General features: G+C 72.3%; 17 protein-coding genes. 7 read left to right on the top strand and 10 right to left on the bottom strand.

From position 1 onward, the window contains the following. Positions 1–19 precede the first annotated feature (19 nt). Both FR742_RS01660 and FR742_RS01655 read right to left on the bottom strand, forming a co-directional pair. The gene (locus tag FR742_RS01660) at positions 20–3379 is read right to left on the bottom strand and encodes a hypothetical protein (protein ID WP_148029265.1); all 3360 of its coding nucleotides are present in this window, start codon (positions 3377–3379) and stop codon (positions 20–22) included. A 349-nt stretch (positions 3380–3728) separates the two neighbouring features. Next, positions 3729–4721: a CPBP family intramembrane glutamic endopeptidase gene (locus FR742_RS01655; RefSeq protein ID WP_187280949.1), complete on the bottom strand. Its 993-nt coding sequence runs from the start codon at positions 4719–4721 to the stop codon at positions 3729–3731. A 98-nt stretch (positions 4722–4819) separates the two neighbouring features. Between FR742_RS01655 and FR742_RS01650 the strand changes: the two genes are divergently transcribed. Next, positions 4820–5527, top strand: coding sequence for a hypothetical protein (locus FR742_RS01650; RefSeq protein WP_148029263.1), 708 nt, complete (start codon positions 4820–4822; stop codon positions 5525–5527). Then, positions 5524–6069: a DUF6529 family protein gene (locus FR742_RS01645; RefSeq protein ID WP_148029262.1), complete on the top strand. Its 546-nt coding sequence runs from the start codon at positions 5524–5526 to the stop codon at positions 6067–6069. The genes FR742_RS01650 and FR742_RS01645 overlap by 4 nt, the downstream gene beginning before the upstream one ends. Here FR742_RS01645 and FR742_RS01640 read toward each other — a convergent pair. Then, entirely contained in the window at positions 6066–7007 is a 942-nt protein-coding gene (locus FR742_RS01640; RefSeq protein WP_148029261.1) for a CoA ester lyase, read from the bottom strand. The two genes, FR742_RS01645 and FR742_RS01640, sit on opposite strands and share 4 nt — an antisense overlap. Positions 7008–7049: 42 nt before the next feature. Between FR742_RS01640 and FR742_RS01635 the strand changes: the two genes are divergently transcribed. Next, entirely contained in the window at positions 7050–7451 is a 402-nt protein-coding gene (locus FR742_RS01635; RefSeq protein WP_261808306.1) for a hypothetical protein, read from the top strand. On the opposite strand, the gene FR742_RS01630 is transcribed toward FR742_RS01635, so the two are convergent. Beyond that, on the bottom strand, positions 7379–8350 hold the full coding sequence (locus FR742_RS01630) for a DMT family transporter (protein WP_148029260.1): 972 nt from the start codon (positions 8348–8350) through the stop codon (positions 7379–7381). The two genes, FR742_RS01635 and FR742_RS01630, sit on opposite strands and share 73 nt — an antisense overlap. A 95-nt stretch (positions 8351–8445) precedes the next feature. Between FR742_RS01630 and FR742_RS01625 the strand changes: the two genes are divergently transcribed. The 3 genes from FR742_RS01625 to FR742_RS01615 all read left to right on the top strand — a co-directional run bounded on the left by FR742_RS01625 (position 8446) and on the right by FR742_RS01615 (position 11437). Then, positions 8446–9642 (top strand): magnesium transporter MgtE N-terminal domain-containing protein, encoded by a 1197-nt coding sequence (locus tag FR742_RS01625; RefSeq protein ID WP_315970586.1) that lies wholly within the window; start codon positions 8446–8448, stop codon positions 9640–9642. Position 9643: 1 nt separating this feature from the next. Further along, positions 9644–10111 (top strand): DUF1003 domain-containing protein, encoded by a 468-nt coding sequence (locus FR742_RS01620; RefSeq protein ID WP_148029259.1) that lies wholly within the window; start codon positions 9644–9646, stop codon positions 10109–10111. Positions 10112–10297: 186 nt separating this feature from the next. Next, entirely contained in the window at positions 10298–11437 is a 1140-nt protein-coding gene (locus FR742_RS01615; RefSeq protein ID WP_148029258.1) for an Mrp/NBP35 family ATP-binding protein, read from the top strand. Positions 11438–11455: 18 nt separating this feature from the next. Here FR742_RS01615 and FR742_RS01610 read toward each other — a convergent pair whose 3' ends face one another. From FR742_RS01610 to sigE, 4 genes are all read right to left on the bottom strand, one after another. Further along, on the bottom strand, positions 11456–11809 hold the full coding sequence (locus FR742_RS01610; RefSeq protein WP_148029257.1) for a sec-independent translocase: 354 nt from the start codon (positions 11807–11809) through the stop codon (positions 11456–11458). 261 nt (positions 11810–12070) lie between these two features. Further along, the gene (locus FR742_RS45540; RefSeq protein ID WP_148029256.1) at positions 12071–14092 is read right to left on the bottom strand and encodes a S1C family serine protease; all 2022 of its coding nucleotides are present in this window, start codon (positions 14090–14092) and stop codon (positions 12071–12073) included. Positions 14093–14257: 165 nt separating this feature from the next. After that, positions 14258–14782 (bottom strand): anti-sigma factor, encoded by a 525-nt coding sequence (locus FR742_RS01600; protein ID WP_148029255.1) that lies wholly within the window; start codon positions 14780–14782, stop codon positions 14258–14260. 1 nt (position 14783) lies between these two features. Then, complete coding sequence (sigE, locus tag FR742_RS01595; RefSeq protein WP_372452411.1) at positions 14784–15353, bottom strand: RNA polymerase sigma factor SigE; 570 nt, start codon at positions 15351–15353, stop codon at positions 14784–14786. Positions 15354–15601: 248 nt separating this feature from the next. Here sigE and FR742_RS01590 point away from each other — a divergent pair, with 248 nt between their 5' ends. Then, complete coding sequence (locus tag FR742_RS01590; RefSeq protein ID WP_148029253.1) at positions 15602–16240, top strand: O-methyltransferase; 639 nt, start codon at positions 15602–15604, stop codon at positions 16238–16240. A gap of 6 nt (positions 16241–16246) precedes the next feature. On the opposite strand, the gene FR742_RS01585 is transcribed toward FR742_RS01590, so the two are convergent. After that, positions 16247–17656, bottom strand: coding sequence for a leucyl aminopeptidase (locus FR742_RS01585; RefSeq protein ID WP_148029252.1), 1410 nt, complete (start codon positions 17654–17656; stop codon positions 16247–16249). Positions 17657–17732: 76 nt separating this feature from the next. Beyond that, the gene (locus tag FR742_RS01580) at positions 17733–17900 is read right to left on the bottom strand and encodes a DUF3117 domain-containing protein (RefSeq protein WP_020545024.1); all 168 of its coding nucleotides are present in this window, start codon (positions 17898–17900) and stop codon (positions 17733–17735) included. Positions 17901–17954 lie beyond the last annotated feature (54 nt).

Genomic DNA, 17954 nt, shown 5'->3' with positions numbered 1-17954 from the left:
CCGCGGACCCTGGCGGGGCTCAGCGGCCGGCGGTGAGGGTGGACGTCCAGAGGATGAGGTGGTCGTCGCTGTAGGTGGTGGACCGGCCCAGCGCCACCACTTCCTCGCCGGAGATCGTCACCGCGGCCAGCCACTGGGCGCCCGGCCCGGCCAGGCGGTCCTCCTTCAGGTCCAGCCGGCTCCACGAGAGGCCGTCCTGGGAGATCCAGGCGGCGCTGTCGCCCTCGCCCTGCTCGCCGTGCCAGCCGACCGCGACCAGGCCCTGCCCGGCCGCCGCCAGGTCGTACACGCCGGCCGCCCGTTCCGCGGGAAGCCATGACGTCTCCCAGGTCACGCCGTCGTCCTCGGAGATCGCCGAGAAGGCCCGGGACGCGCCCGAGGCGGTCGAGGCGGTCCCGATGGCCACCAGCCTGTCCTGGTACACCGCCACCTGGCGCAGCCCGGCCGAGGACGCGTCCGGCGGGGAGAGCCGCTCGCGGGCCGTCCAGTTCAGCCCGTCCGGCGACACCCAGACGATGCCGCTCTCGTTCCCGCCCGCGCCCGCGCCGCCGACCGCCACGTACCCGCCGGGGGTGGCCGCCACGTCGTGCAGGCGCACGCCCGAGCCGCCCTGCGGCAGCCGCTCCGAGCGGGTGTACGAGCGCAGGTCGGGGGTGAACCAGACGGCCGCCGCCGTGCCCGCCGGGCCGCGGTCCTCGCCCGCGAGCAGGTAGCCGTCGGGGCCCGCCGCGACCGTCCGCACGTCCAGGTACGGGTGGTCGCCCGGCCTGGCCAGATCGCCCGAGAGCGGCACCTTCTTCCAGGCGCGCCCGTCGCCGGAACTGACCAGCAGCGGCTCCGTCTCCTGGAGGCCGGCCTGGGTGCCGCCTACGGCCAGCCAGCCGCGGCGGCCGAACGCCACGTCGTTCAGCTGCTGCCGTCGCGGGCCGCCGAGCCCGATGGACCTCCAGTCCTTCCAGTCCTGGCTGGTCCAGACGCCCGCCTCGCCCCCGGCCGAGCCGACGGCCACGTAGCGGCCGTCGTGGCTGGCCAGGCCGCTGGTCTCGCGGGCCATCCTGGTCAGGCCACGGACCTGGTCGAGCGGTACGCGCACGGGCTCGCCGCGCCGGGGCACCGCCATGAGGACCGGCTCGTTGTCCACGTCCGAGACCGCGCGGTCGCCGCCCGCGTACAGGGTGCCGCCCGCGGCGATCGCGAACCCGCGCAGCGTCGCCCCCCGGAGCTCCCCGATGCCCGCCCGCCCGCTCCACGAGCGGCCGTCCGTGCTGGTCAGCACCGCGTACGAGCCGATCCCCGCCTGGCTCACCGCGGCCACGCCGTCCTCGTACGAGACGAGCCGCTCGACGCCGGGGCTGGCCGCGGGCAGGCCGTCGATCGTGCCGCACTGCGACCACTCGGCGCCGGTGGGCGAGCAGTAGGCGCGCACGTCGCCGGTGATCGTGCGCTGCCTGGTGGCCACCAGCACGAACCGCTTCGACGCGACCGCCAGCGAACCCGCCTTGGGCGTCGCCTCCGGCAGCTGGAAGCCGGTCGCCTGCCACGTGCGGCCGCCGTCGGCCGACCTGAGGACGCGGGAGCCGTCGCCCTGCGCGGGCCTGGCCATGGCCACCACCGTGTCGCCTCTGGCGACCACGGCGCGGATCTCGCCCGCCTCCAGGCCCCGGGTCTCCACCCGCTCCCAGGCGTGGCCGTCCGCGGAGTGCCAGGCGGCCGGGCCCGCGCCGCCGTCGCGCAGCGCCGCCTCGCCCACCGCGACGAACCCGGAGCCCGTCCTGGCGATGTCGTGGATCAGGTCGCCGTCCCTGAAGGCCTCTCCCCCGCCGACCGCCTGCCAGTTCAGGCCGTCGGCGCTGGTCCACAGACCTCGCTCGCGCACCCCGTCGCCGCCGGTGGCCAGCCAGCGGCCGTCGCCGCCGGCCACCCGCTGCACGATGGGCGTGCTCGCGCCGGTGACGCGGCCGAGCTGCCACTTCTCGCCGTCGGCGGAGTAGAGGAACAGGGGCCTCGGCGTCGGGCCGGTGGTGTCGCTGCCCACGACCACCACGGCGCGGCCGACGGCGGCCACGTCGTTGAGCTTCTGGTCGGTGCCCTGGGCCGCCGCCGGGACCGTGAACAGGTTGTCGCCTGACCTGCCGGTGCCGGTGGCGAGCCTGAGCCGGGCCTCGTCGTCGGCGCGCCACTGCCACACCAGCACGCCGGCGGCCACCAGCAGCGCGACCGCCAGCGCCACGGCCATCGGCGCGGCCGGGCTGCGCCCCCGCCGCACGGGACTCGCCCGCCGCATCGCCGCCGGGGCCGGGCCCCTCTGATGCCTTCCCCCGGGTCGTTCGGGACCCGACGCGACCAGCAGATCAGGCCGCGCCGGCCTGCCGCCCGGCGGCCTCCCGACCCGCCGCACCGGCTCGTCCCCATCAGCGTTCTCGTCCTGCCCGTCCCCCGCGCCCCCGGCTCCGACGGAAGCGACCCCCCGTGACGGCTCACCGCTGGTCTCCTCCCCTCGGCCGGGCTGATGCGCGATCCCGTACGGAGCCGTACGAACTTCCTCTCCAGCCTGAGCCGAGGTGCCGGTGACCTCGCCGCTCCCGGGAGCCCGTGTGCCGAGGGCTTCCCCACCCCTCGGAGCGTCGTCTCCTCGGTCTGGCGCCGGAGGCTGGTGGGCGATTCCGTACGGGGCCGTGCGGGCGTCTCGCCTGGTCCGGGTTTCGGGGGCGGGCTCCGCTTCCGTGGGGGGGTTGTTCTCGGCGGCGACGCCATCGGGATGGGTGCCGATGGTGTCGTGGGGGGAGCCGAGGTCCTTCCCCGCCCCCTCGCCGGGCGGGGAAGGCTCGGGCTCTCGTGGCGGGTCGTGGGGTGGTGGGACGGGGCGTGGCGGGCCGCTGGCCACGAGCTTGTCGGGGCGGTCGACCGTGCGGCGGCGACGCCTGGGTTCCGTGTCCGGCTCCGCGGTGGGGGAGCTGTACGGGCGGCGGCCCTTGGGGAGCTCCTGGGGCTCGTCCTCCGGGGTGGGCGCGGCGAACGGCGGCATCCCCCAGGGCGAGGTCAGCGGTAATCCGCGCGCCCGGTCGTCCGTCGGCCCCGGCGGGCTGTGCCGGATGCGGGGCTCCCGCGCATGCGCACCGCCCGGGGCTGAGGACTCGGCCGGCGGGACGGGCTCGCCGCGGCCGAAGGCTTCCAGCCCGGCGGGGTCGGACGGGGCGCCGCCCAGGCCCTGCGCGACCACGTCGTCGAGGGCTCCCGGGCCGGGCGCGAGCACGTCGCCGGGGGCTCCCGGGCCGGGGGAGGCGGGTTCGTCGGCGGGGGGTGAGTCCGGGGCTGTGGCGTCGCCGGGACGAGGGTCGTCTGGCGGCTGCCGATGCTGGTCACTGGCGCCGGAGGCCACGCGCCGTACCTCCTAGTCGGACGGGTCGAGCGGGACGGGGCCCGGAGCGGGCGGGCCGGTCGGCTCGAAGGGTCGGGTTCGAGTCTGCTCGGCGGAACCGGCAGGAACAGGGGGACCGTTCCAAGGATGACTTATCCGAACATATGCGCTACATGGACTGAATTCGACCATCGCGTCCCCTCCTCCGGCATCGCGCCACAGGATCGCTCGCACAACGACTACTCCTACCCCGCCGCCCGAAACGATCACCCCTCATCTCGTACGCCCGAGTCCACAAGAACCAGACCAGCACGCCGGAGCCGGAATGGCGAGACCTCTCTAGCGAGATTCCCGGCACCCACCGGTTGATTTATCCAGAAGTAGTGCTGATTGACCGCTTTTTAGCGAAATAGAGCACCAGGAGGATGAACACTCCCAGCTGCACGACGGTCCCCACGAGCGACTGCCACGGCACCGGCACCGACGCCTGATCCAGCGCCTGGTCCAGCTGCCCCGCCGCCGCGCTGATGCCGAACGCCACCGTGTTGTTCAGCACGTGCAGCGCGATGGCCGCCTCCAGACCGCCGGTCCACACCGTCAGGACCGCCATGGCCAGGCCGAAGGCGAACACGTCGAGCAGCCCCGCCCACTGGTATCCGTGCAACGACGCGAACAGCACCGAGCTGATCACGATCCCCCACCACGGGTTGCGCAGGTGAGCCCCGAACGCCTGCAGCAGCCACCCCCGGAACAGGTACTCCTCGGTGGCCGCCTGGAAAGGCACGAGCAGCACGATGACGACGAGCGCCGGCAGGAACCGCTCCCACCCGGTCCACCCGAAGATGCCCTCGGTCCGCTCCCCCGTGGCGACCAGCAGGACCACCTGGGCGATCTGGGCCAGCACCATCGACAGCACCGCCGCGCCCACGCAGATCAGCAGCCACGACCAGCGCACCCGCCCGGCCACGGACGAGAGCGTCCCCGGCCGCCGCCGCTGCACCAAGGCGGCCACGCCGAACACCACCGGGAGCACGGCCGCGATCGACAACAGCAGCAGGATCATCCCGTACACCGGATCGCCGGAGATCTGCTCGGGCCGCTCGGGCTGCGGGATGCCCAGGACGGCCCCGATGATCACCCCCGCCAGCAGCACGATCGCGCCGATGACGAAGAACGCGGCCGCGACCGCGAGGGTGCCCACGACCTGCCGCCACACCCGGCTGACCGGGGTCCTGGCGAGCTGGTCGTACCGCGCGTCACGCGGCACGGGCGCGTACCAGGACGGCCGTGGCGGCGGGTACGGGTAATAGCCCGCCGGCGGACCGCCGTAAGGGCCTGGTGAAGGCTCGGGATTATCCTGCATCTCCATATTCTGTCCATCCGGTGCGCAATAGTTCACAGACGGCGCGGCCTTTTCGGCGGATGCTCGGGACGTACGCATGTCGACCCTGGGAGCAAGCCATGTCAAGGCTGGGACCTATCGTCACCCTGGCGGCGGGCGCGGTGCTCGCCGCGGGGCTGGGTGTCGCCAGCATCACCGCGGCGCCGGCGGCGGAGCAGGCCGTCGCCACCGCCGATGAGGCGACGCGATCACCGGAAACCGGCGAGGAGACGGCCGCGGCCGAGCCCTCGCCCAGTGAGACGCCGACGTTCGAGGAGCCGGAGCCGGTCGTGCCGGAGAAGGCCGACTACGCGGGCCGGGTGAAGGACAACGGCGGCCTCATCGCGATCTCGATCCGCGACGGCAAGGCCGTCGGATACTTCTGCGACGGCAAAACCGAGGCCTGGTTCAAGGGGAACGCGACCAGCGACCGGCTGACCCTGAAGGGCTCGGGGAAGGCCACGGTCAAGGCCGAGCTCGGTGACGGCGGGGCCGAGGGGCAGGTCGCCGTCGGCGGCAGGAAGTGGAGCTTCGTCGCCGGCACCGCCAAGAAGCCCTCAGGCCTGTACCGGGCCAGCGCCGTCGTCAGGGGCGCCCAGGTCCGCGCGGGCTGGATCGTGGTGAGGAACCCGTCGGGCGGCTACACGCAGGTCGGCGCCGCCTCCCAGGACGGCGAGCCGGTGGACATCCCGCGGCTCGACGGCGACGACCCGACCAGTCCCGTCTCCGTCAACGGGGCCACCGTCACCCCCGAGGACGTCGACGGCTTCATCGAGGAGATGTCATGACCGCCCTCCACCACCGCCCTGCCCGCGGCGCCGTCTCGCTGCTGGTGCCGCTGCTGGCCGGCGGCGTCCTCATGGTCGCGCTCGGCGTGTACGGGCGCGTGCACGCCCCCACCGGCTTCGCCGTCGGCGTCGCGGGCTTCTCGGCCGCGCTGCCGATGAAGGTCTGGCTGACCACGGCCTCGGCGGCGCTGGCCGTGGTGCAGGTCGTCTCGGCCCTGTCGATGTGGGGCAAGCTCGGGGTGGACATCCCCGCCGGGGTCCACCGGTGGTCGGGCAGGCTGGCGTTCCTGCTCACGATCCCGGTGGCCTTCCACTGCCTGTACGCGCTCGGCCTGCAGTACGACGTGCCGAGGGTGATGGTCCACTCGCTGCTCGGCTGCTTCTTCTACGGGGTGTTCACCACGAAGATGCTGGCCCTGCGCAAGGAGGACGCCCCCGGCTGGACCCTGCCGGTGATCGGCGGGCTGGTGTTCGCCGCGCTCGTCGGTCTCTGGCTGACCTCGTCGTTCTGGTTCTTCACCGCGGTCGGGCTGAAGGTCTAGCCCTCCGGGCTGAAGCGCGTGGTGCGCTTCAGCCCGGCGGCCCGTCCCTTGGCCGCGACGACGAGCGCCATCTTCCTGGACGCCTCGTCGATCATCTCGTCGCCGAGCATGGCCGCGCCGCGCTTCTCGACCGTCGTGTAGTGCTCGTACGCGTCGAGGATGAGCTCCGCGCGGTCGTAGTCGTCCTGCGGCGGCGAGAACACCTCGTTGGCCGCGTCGACCTGCAGCGGGTGGAGCACCCACTTGCCGTCGTAGCCGAGCGCGGCCGAGCGGCGGGCGGCCCTGCGGAACCCGTCGACGTCCTTGATCTGCAGGTAGGGGCCGTCGATGACCTGGAGGTCATGCGTACGGGCGGCCATGAGCAGTCGCATGAGGATGTAGTGGTAGGCGTCGCCCTCCTCGTAGCCGGGCGGCTGCTCGCCCACGACGAGGGTGCGCATGTTGATCGAGGCCATGAAGTCGGCCGGCCCGAAGACCAGCGTCTCCAGCCGCCCGGACGAGCCCGCGATGGCGTCGGCGTTCACCAGCCCGCGCGCGTTCTCGATCTGCGCCTCGATGCCGATCCGGCCGGGTTCGTAACCCATGGCCTTCTCGATCTGCGTGAGCAGGGTGTCGAGCCACACGACCTCGGTCGGGTCCTGCACCTTGGGCAGGATCAGGCAGTCGAGCCGGTCGCCGGCGCCCTCGACGACCTCGATCACGTCCTTGTACGCCCACTGCGTCGCCAGGTCGTTGACCCGCACCGCGACGGTCTTGCCGTCCCAGCCGCCCTCGCGCAGCGCGGCCACCACGTTGCGCCGCGCCTCCTCCTTGGCCAGCGGCGCGACCGCGTCCTCCAGGTCCAGGAACACCTCGTCGACGGGCAGGCCGCGGGCCTTCTCCACGAACCGGGGGTTGCTACCGGGCACGGCCAGGACGGATCTACGCGAACGCAACATGAGCCACACCGTAACGGCACCCGGGCCGGTTACATTCAAGCTGTGACCGACAACACCCTGGCAATCGAGGAGGGCGCCAAGAAGTCCGGCATCCTCTGGCTCGATCTCGACCGGCCGCGACTGGCCTGGCACGCGTGGCACGACGGCGCGATCTATCTGGTGACCGGCGGCGAGGAGCAGGAGCTGCCGGGGCTGACCAGCCGTGAGCGCGTACGGGTCACGCTGCGCAGCAAGGACAATGGGGCCCGGCTGGTGGAGTTCGACGCCGCCGTGGCGGTCGTCGATCAGGCGGCGGCGCCCGAGGTGGTGGCCGTGCTGGCCAAGGAGCGGCTCAACGCCCGCGACAGCGAGGGCCTGCCCGGGCGCTGGGCTCAGGAGTCGACGGTGCTGCGGCTCACGCCCGCGTCCACGGGCGCGACCGGCTCGGCGAGCGCGGGCGCCTGACGGCTGACGGTCGCGGTCTGCGCGAGGAGCGCGCCCGTCAGCACGATGGCCCCGCCCAGGATCTGGTACGCGCCGAGCGCCTGGCCGAGCAGCAGCCAGGCCACGACCGCGCCGGCGATGACCTCCAGCGAGGCGACGGTCGCGCCCACGGCCGCCGAGAGCCTGCGCACCGCGTTCACCCCGAGGATGTAGGCGACGACGGTGGCGGCCAGCACCATCCACAGGTACGCGCCGAGCACCGGGAGCGTGGCGCCGCCGGCCGGCGCGACGGTGAGTGTGAAGGCGTCCCAGGGGATGTTCCAGGGCTGGGAGATGGGGGCGAGCACGACGGCGGCGCCGGTCATGCCCCAGGCGATCAGACCGAGCGGGTCGACGTCGTCCCCGAAGCTATCGCTCATCAGGAAATATCCGGCGCAGCACGCCCCGGCCATCAGCGCCAGCACCAGCCCGATCGCATCCAGCCGGATGCCCTCCCATGCCTCGACCACGATGGCCAGCCCGGCCACGGCCATCACCGCGCCGATATAGGCGGCCCTGGCCAGCCGGATCTTGCGCACGATCCGCACCCACGCCACCACCATCACCGGCGCCATGAACTCCAGCAGCAGGGCGATCCCCACGGGCAGCCGGGTGATGGCCGCGAAGTACAGTGACTGCACACCGGCGACGGCGACGATCGCGTACACCGCGAAGAACGGGAGCCGCGAGCGGGCGATCCGCAGCGCGGACGGCTTCACCACGGCCAGCACGGCGAGCAGCAGCAGCCCGGCGCCGGCCATCCGCACCCAGACCGCCTCCAGCGGCGCCAGGCCGGCCTCGTTGAGATACTTGGCCATGGGCCCGGAGAAGGCGAAGCAGAGCGAGGACGCGAACGCCATCGCGAGTCCCGCGTAGCGCACGCGAACCCCCGTGAGAGTAATCACTGTTTAGCGGGTTTGATACTGACACGCCGGGGGTCCGCGGCGCAACGCCATAGCACTGTTAGCCTGCTGACGTGCAGATCTTTGTCGCCCGCCTGGCAGGCACGCCGGTCTTCGACCCGGCGGGCGACCAGATCGGGCGCATCAGAGACGTGGTGGTCGGGCTGCGCGGCACGCGCCCGCCCCGGGTGCACGGCATGGTGGTCGAGGTCCGCCCGCGCCGCCGGGTGTTCCTGCCCATCACCCGCGTACGGGGCATCCAGGCGGGCGCGGTGATCTTCACCGGCAGGCTCAACGTCCGCCGGTTCGAGCAGCGGCCCACCGAGACCCTGGTGATCGGCGAGATGCTCGACCTGACCGTGCGGGTCGACGGCGAGCCGATGACCGTCTACGACGTGGCCGTCGCCGAGGTCAAGCGGTCCGAGTGGCAGGTGACCCGGATCGCGGTCCACCGGGGCAGGCGGCGTGACGCGCGGGTGGTCGACTGGAGCGAGGTGTCGGGCTTCGACATCCTGCAGAAGGACCAGGGCGCCGCCGGGCTGATCGCCTCGTTCGAGTCGCTGCGCGCCGCCGACCTGGCCAGCGCGCTGCACGAGCTGTCCGGCAAGCGGCGCGAGGAGGTGGCCCGCGCGCTCGACGACAACCGGCTGGCCGACGTGCTGGAGGAGCTGCCGCCCGGCGACCAGGTCGGCATCCTGCGCACGCTCGAACCGGAGCGGGCCGCCGCCGTGCTGGAGGAGATGGGCCCCGACGACGCCGCCGACCTGCTCCACGACCTGCCCCCGGAGCAGGCGGCCGCGCTGCTGGCTCTGATGGAGCCGGAGGAGGCCGCCCCGGTGCGGCGGCTGCTCACCTACCCGCACGACACCGCCGGCGGCCTGATGACCACCGATCCGGTCATCCTGCCCCCGACCAGCACGGTCGCCGAGGCGCTCGCGCACGTCCGGCAGAAGGAGCTGACTCCCTCGGTGGCGGCCCAGGTGTTCATCACCCGGCCGCCCAACGAGACCCCGACCGGCCGCTACCTCGGCATGAGCCACTTCCAGCGGCTGCTCCGCGACCCGCCCTCCACTCTCCTCGGCAGCGTCATCGACCCGTCGATCGACCCGATCAAACCGGACTTGCCGCTCCACGACGTGGCCGCCTATCTGGCGGTCTACAACCTCGTCGCGGCCCCGGTCGTCGACGAGCACACCCGGCTCGTCGGCGCGGTGACCGTCGACGACGTCCTCGACCATCTGCTGCCCGAAGACTGGCGCGAGAGGCTCTGACGTGACCACCGAACGCCTGGACCAGCCCCGCGAACTGCGCCGCTCGCTGCGCCCGCACTACGACCCCGAGGTGTTCGGGCGGCTGGCGGAGCGCATCGCCCGCTTCCTCGGCACCGCGCGCTTCCTGGTCTACATGACCGTGTTCGTGGCGGTCTGGGTGAGCTGGAACGTCGCCGCCCCGGCCCGGTTCCAGTTCGACCCGTACCCGTTCATCTTCCTCACGCTCATGCTGTCGCTGCAGGCCTCGTACGCGGCCCCGCTGATCCTGCTCGCGCAGAACCGGCAGGACGACCGCGACCGCGTCCAGTACGAGCAGGACCGGGAGACGGGCGAGCGCAACCGCGCCGACGTCGAGTACCTCACCCGCGAGATCGCCGGGCTGCGGCTGGCGCTCGGCGAGGTGACGACCCGCGACTACCTGCGCTCCGAACTGCAGCGGCTGGGCGAGGAGCTCAAGGAGCGGCGCTGACGCCGTGGGAGCCAGGGAGTAACCTTGGAGGGCTGCCCGGAAAACCGACGGATCCGACTGGATTAACGGGACCGGCTTCCAGGTTCATACCATGGAGGGGCATCCTCAACTGGCGTCCAGCGCCTGTCACACATATACCGGCAAAGGAGGGACGGCACCCCCTCATCCGGGCGTGCCGAGACTTCGATGGCACCAACCCAGGACCAGGTGACGGCCGCCCTCGCCACCGTCATCGACCCCGAGATCCGCCGCCCGATCACCGACCTCGGCATGGTCAAGGGCGTCGACATCGCCGCAGACGGCAAGGTGCGCGTCGGCGTCTACCTCACGGTCGCCGGCTGCCCGATGAAGGACACCATCCGGCGCGACGTCACCGCCGCGGTCGCCAAGGTCGACGGCGTCAGCGCCGTCGAGCTCGAACTCGACGTGATGAGCCAGGAGCAGCGCAAGGAGCTGCAGACCAAGCTCCGCGGTGACCGGGGTCCCGAGAAGGAGATCCCGTTCAACAAGCCCGGCTCGCTGACCCGCGTCTTCGCGGTGGCCAGCGGCAAGGGCGGCGTCGGCAAGTCGTCCGTGACGGTCAACCTCGCCGCCGCCATGGCCGCGAGCGGGATGAAGGTCGGCATCGTCGACGCCGACATCTACGGCCACAGCGTCCCCCGCATGCTGGGCGCGGCCGAACGGCCCACCAAGGTCGAAGACATGATCATGCCGCCGATGGCCCATGACATCAAGGTCATCTCGGTCGGCATGTTCAAGCCCGAGGGCAACACCCCCGTCGTGTGGCGCGGGCCGATGCTCGACCGGGCGCTCCACCAGTTCCTCGCCGACGTCTACTGGGGCGACCTGGACGTCCTGCTGCTCGACCTGCCGCCCGGCACCGGCGACATCGCGATCTCGGTGGCCCAGCGGCTGCCCGGGGCCGAGATCCTGGTCGTCACCACCCCGCAGATGGCCGCCGCCGAGGTGGCCGAGCGGGCCGGCTCCATCGCGGCGCAGACCCACCAGCAGATCGCCGGCGTCATCGAGAACATGGCCTGGCTGCCCTGCCCCCACTGTGACGAGCGCATCGCCGTCTTCGGCGAGGGCGGCGGCCAGACGGTCGCCGACGCGCTGACCCGCATCCTCGGCGCGCGCGTGCCGCTGCTCGGCCAGGTCCCGATCGACCTGCGGCTGCGCGAGGGCGGCGACGAAGGCAAGCCGCTGGTGCTCACCGACCCCGACTCCCCCGCCGCGACGCAGCTCCGCTCGATCGCGGCCACTCTCGGCAAGCGCTCGTCGAGCCTCAAGGGCATGCAGCTCGGGCTCTCGCCCAACCGGGGCTGACCCCGCGACGGGCGTGGGTCAGGTCGCCTCGTTGTCGTACGGGGGGATCTCGCCCACGCCCAGCTCGCCGCCCACCGGGACGGTGTCGGCGGGCTCCAGCTCGGCCGCGGCCGGCTTCTTCCAGTCGTCCTCGTCGTCCTCCAGCAGATGCTTGCGGACGAAGTTGCGCGGGTTGAGGTCGGCCGGGTCGAAATTGGAGAACTCGGGCCCCAGGCCGGCCCGCAGGTCGTCACGCGCGTTGTTGGCCATGCGGCGCAGGTTGCGCAGGGTCTTCCCGGCCTGGGAAGCCGCCTGGGGCAGCTTATCCGGGCCGAAGACCAGCAGCGCGATAATGATCAGCGCGCCGACTTCCAGCCAGCCAAGTCCGAACACCGTCAGCTCCAAGCAGTCAACCGCCCCGGGGACAACCCCGGCTATCCCACAGACTAAGGGCTCTAACGGGTAGCTCGGTCTCCTCCTCGCGGACGAATCCCGCCTCCGAAGAGGCTCCAGGACCTTCCCTGGCTTTTCAGCCGAGCGGGCCGGAGGCACGCGTCACGGCGCCACACCCGAGGGGTCCCTTCGGGTTGCCCCCCGAGGCACGCGTCACGGCGCCACACCCGAGGGGGTTCCCTTCGGCGGGAGCGCGCGAGATCAGGACGGAGTAGGTGTGGGAGCATCGGCGCTGACCACGAGGGTGGCCGTGCGTTCCTCGTTGTCGCGCTCGTACTTGATGTTGATCTTCGCGCCCGGCGCCTTGCTGCGGATCAGCGCGATGAGCTCGTTGCCGTCCTGGAGGCGCAGGCCGTCGACCTCAAGGATGATGTCGCCGGGCTTGAGCCCGGCCTTCTCCGCCGGGCCGCCCTCGTCGATCGGCGGGCGGCCGTTCTGGATGCCGGAGGCGATGCGTACGCCCTCGCCGCGGTATTCGGTGTCGAGCACGATGCCGATCTTGGGACGCTTGGCCTTGCCGGTGGTGATGAGCTCCTCGGCGACGCGGCGCGTCTGGTTGACCGGGATGGCGAAGCCGAGGCCGATGCTGCCGCTCTGGCTCGTCATGGACCGGCTGAGGGTGGCGATCGCCGAGTTGACGCCGACGACCTCGCCGCGGCCGTTGACGAGCGGGCCGCCCGAGTTGCCGGGGTTGATGGCGGCGTCGGTCTGGATGGCGCTGATGTACGCGGTCTCCTCGCCGCCCCCGCCGCTCTCGTCGCCGGCGATGACCGGCCGGTTGAGCGAGCTGACGATGCCGGTGGTGACGGTGCCGGTCAGGCCCAGCGGCGAGCCGATCGCGATGACCGGGTCGCCCACGACCACCTGGTCGGAGTTGCCGAGCGTGATCTCGGGAGTGCCGAACGTCTCCTCGGGCTTGAGCACCGCGAGGTCGGAGCCGGGGTCGCGGCCGACGATGCGGGCCGTCGTGGTCTTGCGGTTGTTGAACATGATCTTGATGTCGCCGCCGCCGGCGGCCAGGGCGACCACGTGGTTGTTCGTCACCACGTACCCGTTCTTGATCAGGAACCCGGAGCCGGAGGCGCCCTCGGTGTTGCTGCCGTTGCCGACCTCCAGCGAGACCACGCTGGGCAGCACCCGCGCGGCCACGCCGGCGACGGAGGTGGGGGCGCGGTCGACGTTGCCGGTGGGGATGGGGCCGAGGCTGTAGGAGGGGTCGGTGCTGCCGCTCGGGCGGGTCAGCAGGTAGGTGCCGACACTGCCGAGGCCGGACGCGACCAGGGCGACGACCAGGGCCAGCACGAGCAGCATCGGGGTGCTGGGGCCGCGGCGGGGTGCCGCGACCCTGGTGGCGCCGGGCGGCGGCGCCCAGTTGGCGCCCATGGGCAGGGCGTTCGGCGGCGGTGGCGGGCCGCTCCCGCCGAACGGGCCCTCGCCGCTGGGGTTGGTGAAGGAGCCGGGGCGCTTCTCGCCGCTGCCGAAGAACGGCCACTCGCCGGTCGCGTACGCGTTCTCGCCGGCCGGGCCACCGAAGCGCGGTCCTTCGCCACCGGGATGCCCGAAGGACGAACCTTCGCCACCAGGGTTGCCGAAAGCCGGTCCTTCCCCACCCGGATGCCCGAAGGTCGGACGCTCGCCGCCGGGGTTGCCGAAACCGGGGCCTTCACCACCGGGGTGCCCGAAAGAGGGACGCTCACCACTCGGATGCCCGAAGGGCGGGCCCTCGCCCGAGTCGCCGAAGCGGGGTGACTCGCCGTAGGGCGAGCCTTCGCCGCCCGGATGACCGAAGGACGGGCCCTCGCCGCTCGGGTTGCCGAAGGTCGGACGCTCGCCGCCCGGATGACCGAAGGACGGGCCCTCGCCGCTCGGGTTGCCGAAGGTCGGACGCTCGCCGCCCGGATGGCCGAAGGGCGGGCCTTCGCCGCCGGGGTGTCCGAAAGAGGGGCGTTCGCCGCCCGGATGACCGAAGGACGAGCTCTCGCCGCTGGGGTGGCCGAAGGCGGGGGGCGGGCCGGGGGGCTCGTACGCGCGGGTGTCGCCCGGGCGGGCCGGCTCGTCGTAGGGGTGGGAGGTGCCGAAGACGGAGGTCTCGCCGGCGTCGTCACCGCCGGGGGTGGGCGGCCGCCCGTCCTGCCGGTCTCCGGCGGGGAGGAACTCCGGCCGGCCCTGTGGCTCAGGGTGTCCCGACGGCGTGCGTCCTTCGGGGCGCGTCTCGTCGGTCATCTAATCCACCACTCCTTGCTCACGACACCGCAACCATGGTCTGTACGGCATACGGGTGCTGTAAAGCAATTGTCAGCCCGATTCTCCTGACATATCCCGATCTCAGATCGTATGCCCCTCACGCCATGGACTACGCCATCACGAGTATCCCAGCCGGGATCGGTCTCAAGGAGTGGCGGTGGACGGCGCGCCCGTGGGCGTCGGCTGCACGCGCTTGACGAGCTCGACCGGCGGGGTCTGGGTGTTCTGCCCGACGCCGGATACGGCGAAGAACGTGCCGAGCGCCACGGCCGCCGACACGACGCTGACCGCGACGTACGTGCCGCGCCTAGTCGCGCGGCCAGGGCCCGAGGAGGCGCCACCAGTGCCGTTCCTTCGGGGCCGGTTGTCCAAAGGGGCGATGCTGTGCGGCCCCGGGATGGGCACCCCTCCGAACGTACGCGTAGGGAAAGGCCGCTCCCTGGGCGGCAGCGGACCGCCGGGCTCGGCCATGCGCAGCAGCGACATGGTGAGGTCCGCGGGCAGCGCGGGGGTCTCCAGCGAGCGCAGGCGGGACTTGAGCGCCCGCACCGACTCCACTTCTCTCCTGCAGTCGGCGCAGAACGTCAGGTGGGCCAGCGCGCGCTCTCGCTCGGCGTGATTGAGTTCGCCGTCGACGAGCGCGGATATGCGTTCTTCAAGGTGAGCCATGTCAGACTTCCTCCCCACGGGTTACGGTCGGGGGGAGTTGGGAATTACGGGGTGCCCGATGTTCGAGCGCCTCGCGCAACTGTGCCCGGCCACGGTGAATCCGGCTTCTGACCGTTCCCAGCTTGACGCCGAGCGTGGCCGCGATCTCTTCGTAGGACAATCCCTCGATGTCACACAGCACGATCGCCGCCCGGAACTCGGGTGCGAGCGCGTCGAGAGCGGCCTGGATGTCAGGCTCCAGGTGAGCGTCGTGCAGGGCCTGCGCCGGCGACGGCTCCCGGCCGCGAAGCCGCTCGGCCGCGTCGTCGGCCAGTCCCTCGAACCTGATGCGCTGCTTGCGCCGCGCCATGTCGAGGAACAGGTTGGTCGTGATCCGGTGCAGCCAGCCCTCGAACGTGCCGGGGGTGTAACTGGACAAAGATCGGAAGACCCGGACGAAGACCTCCTGGGTGAGATCCTCCGCGTCGTGGACGTTGCCGGTGAGACGGTACGCCAGCCGGTAGACACGCGCGGAGTGGGTCCGCACCACTTCCTCCCAGGTGGGAGGGGTCCATTCCGGTTCGGGGACCATGCCGGGGACATCGGACAACGGAGTATCGGCCTGGTGGTCACTTTCGTCCACCAGCACTCCTCTCTCTGGGACCACCGCTACCGTCATAGTGCCTGGTTTTGTCCCTTCGTGCGCACTCACTGCCATCCGGACCGGCAAAGCCCGTTTAAACCTGCAACGCCTCGAGGCCCTCCTGAGTTCCCGTCCCGGCACTACTCCCCTAGGCTGCGATCGGTGACCAATCGCACGAAAGTGGGGGGAGGAGGCCGATGACCAGTCCGTTGGAGGCCACTCTGGCCTATGCGGAGCAGTTCCATCACGAGGATGAGATCCTGCACGCGGCGCGGCAGCGCGGGCTGGAGATGGGTGCCCCGCCCATCCTTCCCGGCGGCGGCGCGGCGCTCTGCTTCCTCGCCACCGCGATCAACGCCAAGTCGGTGGTCGAGGTCGGCACCGGCTGCGGAGTCTCGGGGCTGTGGCTGCTGCGGGGCATGCGCGCCGACGGCACGCTCACGAGCGTCGACGTCGAGCCCGAGCACCAGCGGCTCGCCCGGCAGGCGTTCGCGGAGGCGGGCTTCTCGGGCGGCCGGGTGCGGCTGATCACCGGACGGGCGCTCGACGTGCTGCCGCGGCTCTCCGACGGCGGCTACGACCTGGTCTTCGCCGACGCGGCCAAGCAGGAGTACGCCGACTATCTCTCCGAGGCGGTCCGCCTGCTCCGCGTCGGCGGCATCGTGGCCTTCGACAACGTGCTCTGGCACCACCGGGTGGCCGACCCCGCCCAGCGCGACCCCGACACCGTGTCGCTGCGCGAGCTGGGCAAGCTCGTGCAGGCCGACGACCGGCTGCGGTCGCTGCTCATACCGCTCGGCGACGGCCTGCTGGCCGCGGTCAAGGTCTCCGGCTGAGGCGCGTCACAGCCCGGACAGCCACTCCAGCAGCACGCGCACGCCGAACCCGGTGGCGCCCTTGGTCAGGAGCCCTTCGTCGACCGTGCTCCGCCCCACCCCGGCGATGTCGAGGTGGGCCCACGGCCGGTCGCCGGCGAACTCGCGCAGGAACAGCGCGGCCGTGATCGAACCGGCGCCGTAACGGGAGCCGATCTCGACGTTGGCCAGGTCGGCCACCGGCGACTCCAGCGCCCCGGCGTAGTCGTCGATCAGCGGCAGCCGCCACAGCCGGTCGCCGCTGGCCTCCCCGGCCTCCAGCAGCCGCTTGGCCAGCTCGTCGTCGGAGGCGTAGAGGCCGCCGCGGTGGCGGCCGAGCGCGACGGTGACGGCGCCGGTGAGCGTGGCGACGTCGACGACCACGTCGGGGTCGAGCCGGGCGTCGGCGTAGGCGAGCGCGTCGGCCAGCACCAGGCGCCCCTCGGCGTCGGTGTTGAGCACCTCGACGGTGCGCCCGCCGTACGGTCTGATCACGTCGCCGGGGCGCTGGGCCGTGCCGGACGGCATGTTCTCGGCGGCGGCCACCAGGCCCGTCACCCGGATCGGGAGGCCGAGCCGGGCCAGCGCGCCCATCACGGCGATCACCACGGCGCCGCCGGCCATGTCGGTCTTCTGCGTCTTCATGTTTTCGGTGGGCTTGAGCGACAGCCCGCCCGAGTCGAAGGTGATGCCCTTGCCGACCAGCACCACGTGGCGCTCGGCGGGCTCGTCGGGAGTGTAGGAGAGCTGGATGAGCCGCGGCGGCCGGGCCGAGCCGCGGCCGACGGCCAGGAGGCCGCCGAAGCCCTCGGCCTGGAGCTGCTCCTCGTCCCAGACGCGGATCGGGACGCCCTGCTCGGCGGCCCGCTCGGCCAGCCACGACGGGCCCTTGACCGACGACGGCATGTTGGCCAGGTCGCGGGCCAGCGCGACGGCCCGCGCCACGCTCTCGCCCCTGCGGACCTGCTCCTCGTCGGCGCCGACGAAGGTGATCGCGCCCACCGGCCGCTTCCCCGCCGAACCGATCTTGAACGAGTAGGCGGCCAGCAGCGCGGCCTCGGCGAAGGCCCGCGGGTCGCCCTCGGGCGTGACCACGGCCAGCGACTCCTTGCCGCGGGCGCGGCGGGTCAGCGTGGCCGCGGCCTTGCGCAGGGCTCGCGGAGAGCCGTCGCCCACCCCGTAGAGCAGGACGCGGCCGACGCCGTCGCCCCTGGCCACCGGGACCTCGACGACCTCGCCCGCTTCTCCCTCGGCCTCGTAGTGCGCGAGCAGCCCGGCGACCGGCACGTGCAGGTCGAGCCGGAGCGCCGGGGCGAGCGCGGAGTCGTAAGGGACGGCCAGCAGCGGGGCGTCGTCGGGAACCTGGGCGACCACCGAGGCAGCGGTCTCGATCGGCACGTTCTCTCCTCATACGTCGGCGACCCTGGCACGCGGGTGCACGCCAGGGCCGTGGGGTGAAGATCGGTCGGAAGCTCTAGCCGACGACGTTCTTCAATGCTTCGCCGAGAGCCTTGGCCTCGTCCGCGGAGATCTCCACGACGAGCCGTCCGCCCCCCTCCAGGGGGACCCGCATGACAATGCCGCGCCCTTCCTTGGTGACCTCGAGCGGACCATCGCCGGTCCGCGGCTTCATCGCCGCCATGCGTGCATCCCTTCCTGCCTTGGGCTCCCGCGGCCCGCGATCTCCGACCTCCGA

The organism is Nonomuraea sp. C10, from assembly GCF_008017515.1.
Taxonomy (GTDB): Bacteria; Actinomycetota; Actinomycetes; order Streptosporangiales; family Streptosporangiaceae; genus Nonomuraea; species Nonomuraea ferruginea.
Note: the sequence above shows the minus strand (reverse complement) of the source record. Positions and strands in the feature narration are given on the sequence as shown.

Coding starts and splice junctions, on each gene's coding strand:
- FR742_RS01655 (WP_187280949.1), bottom strand. CDS start 4,721: ATGCAGGATAATCCCGAGCCTTCACCAGGCCCTTACGGCGGTCCGCCG.
- FR742_RS01650 (WP_148029263.1), top strand. CDS start 4,820: ATGTCAAGGCTGGGACCTATCGTCACCCTGGCGGCGGGCGCGGTGCTC.
- FR742_RS01645 (WP_148029262.1), top strand. CDS start 5,524: ATGACCGCCCTCCACCACCGCCCTGCCCGCGGCGCCGTCTCGCTGCTG.
- FR742_RS01640 (WP_148029261.1), bottom strand. CDS start 7,007: ATGTTGCGTTCGCGTAGATCCGTCCTGGCCGTGCCCGGTAGCAACCCC.
- FR742_RS01615 (WP_148029258.1), top strand. CDS start 10,298: ATGGCACCAACCCAGGACCAGGTGACGGCCGCCCTCGCCACCGTCATC.
- FR742_RS45540 (WP_148029256.1), bottom strand. CDS start 14,092: ATGACCGACGAGACGCGCCCCGAAGGACGCACGCCGTCGGGACACCCT.
- FR742_RS01600 (WP_148029255.1), bottom strand. CDS start 14,782: ATGGCTCACCTTGAAGAACGCATATCCGCGCTCGTCGACGGCGAACTC.
- sigE (WP_372452411.1), bottom strand. CDS start 15,353: ATGGTCCCCGAACCGGAATGGACCCCTCCCACCTGGGAGGAAGTGGTG.
- FR742_RS01590 (WP_148029253.1), top strand. CDS start 15,602: ATGACCAGTCCGTTGGAGGCCACTCTGGCCTATGCGGAGCAGTTCCAT.
- FR742_RS01580 (WP_020545024.1), bottom strand. CDS start 17,900: ATGGCGGCGATGAAGCCGCGGACCGGCGATGGTCCGCTCGAGGTCACC.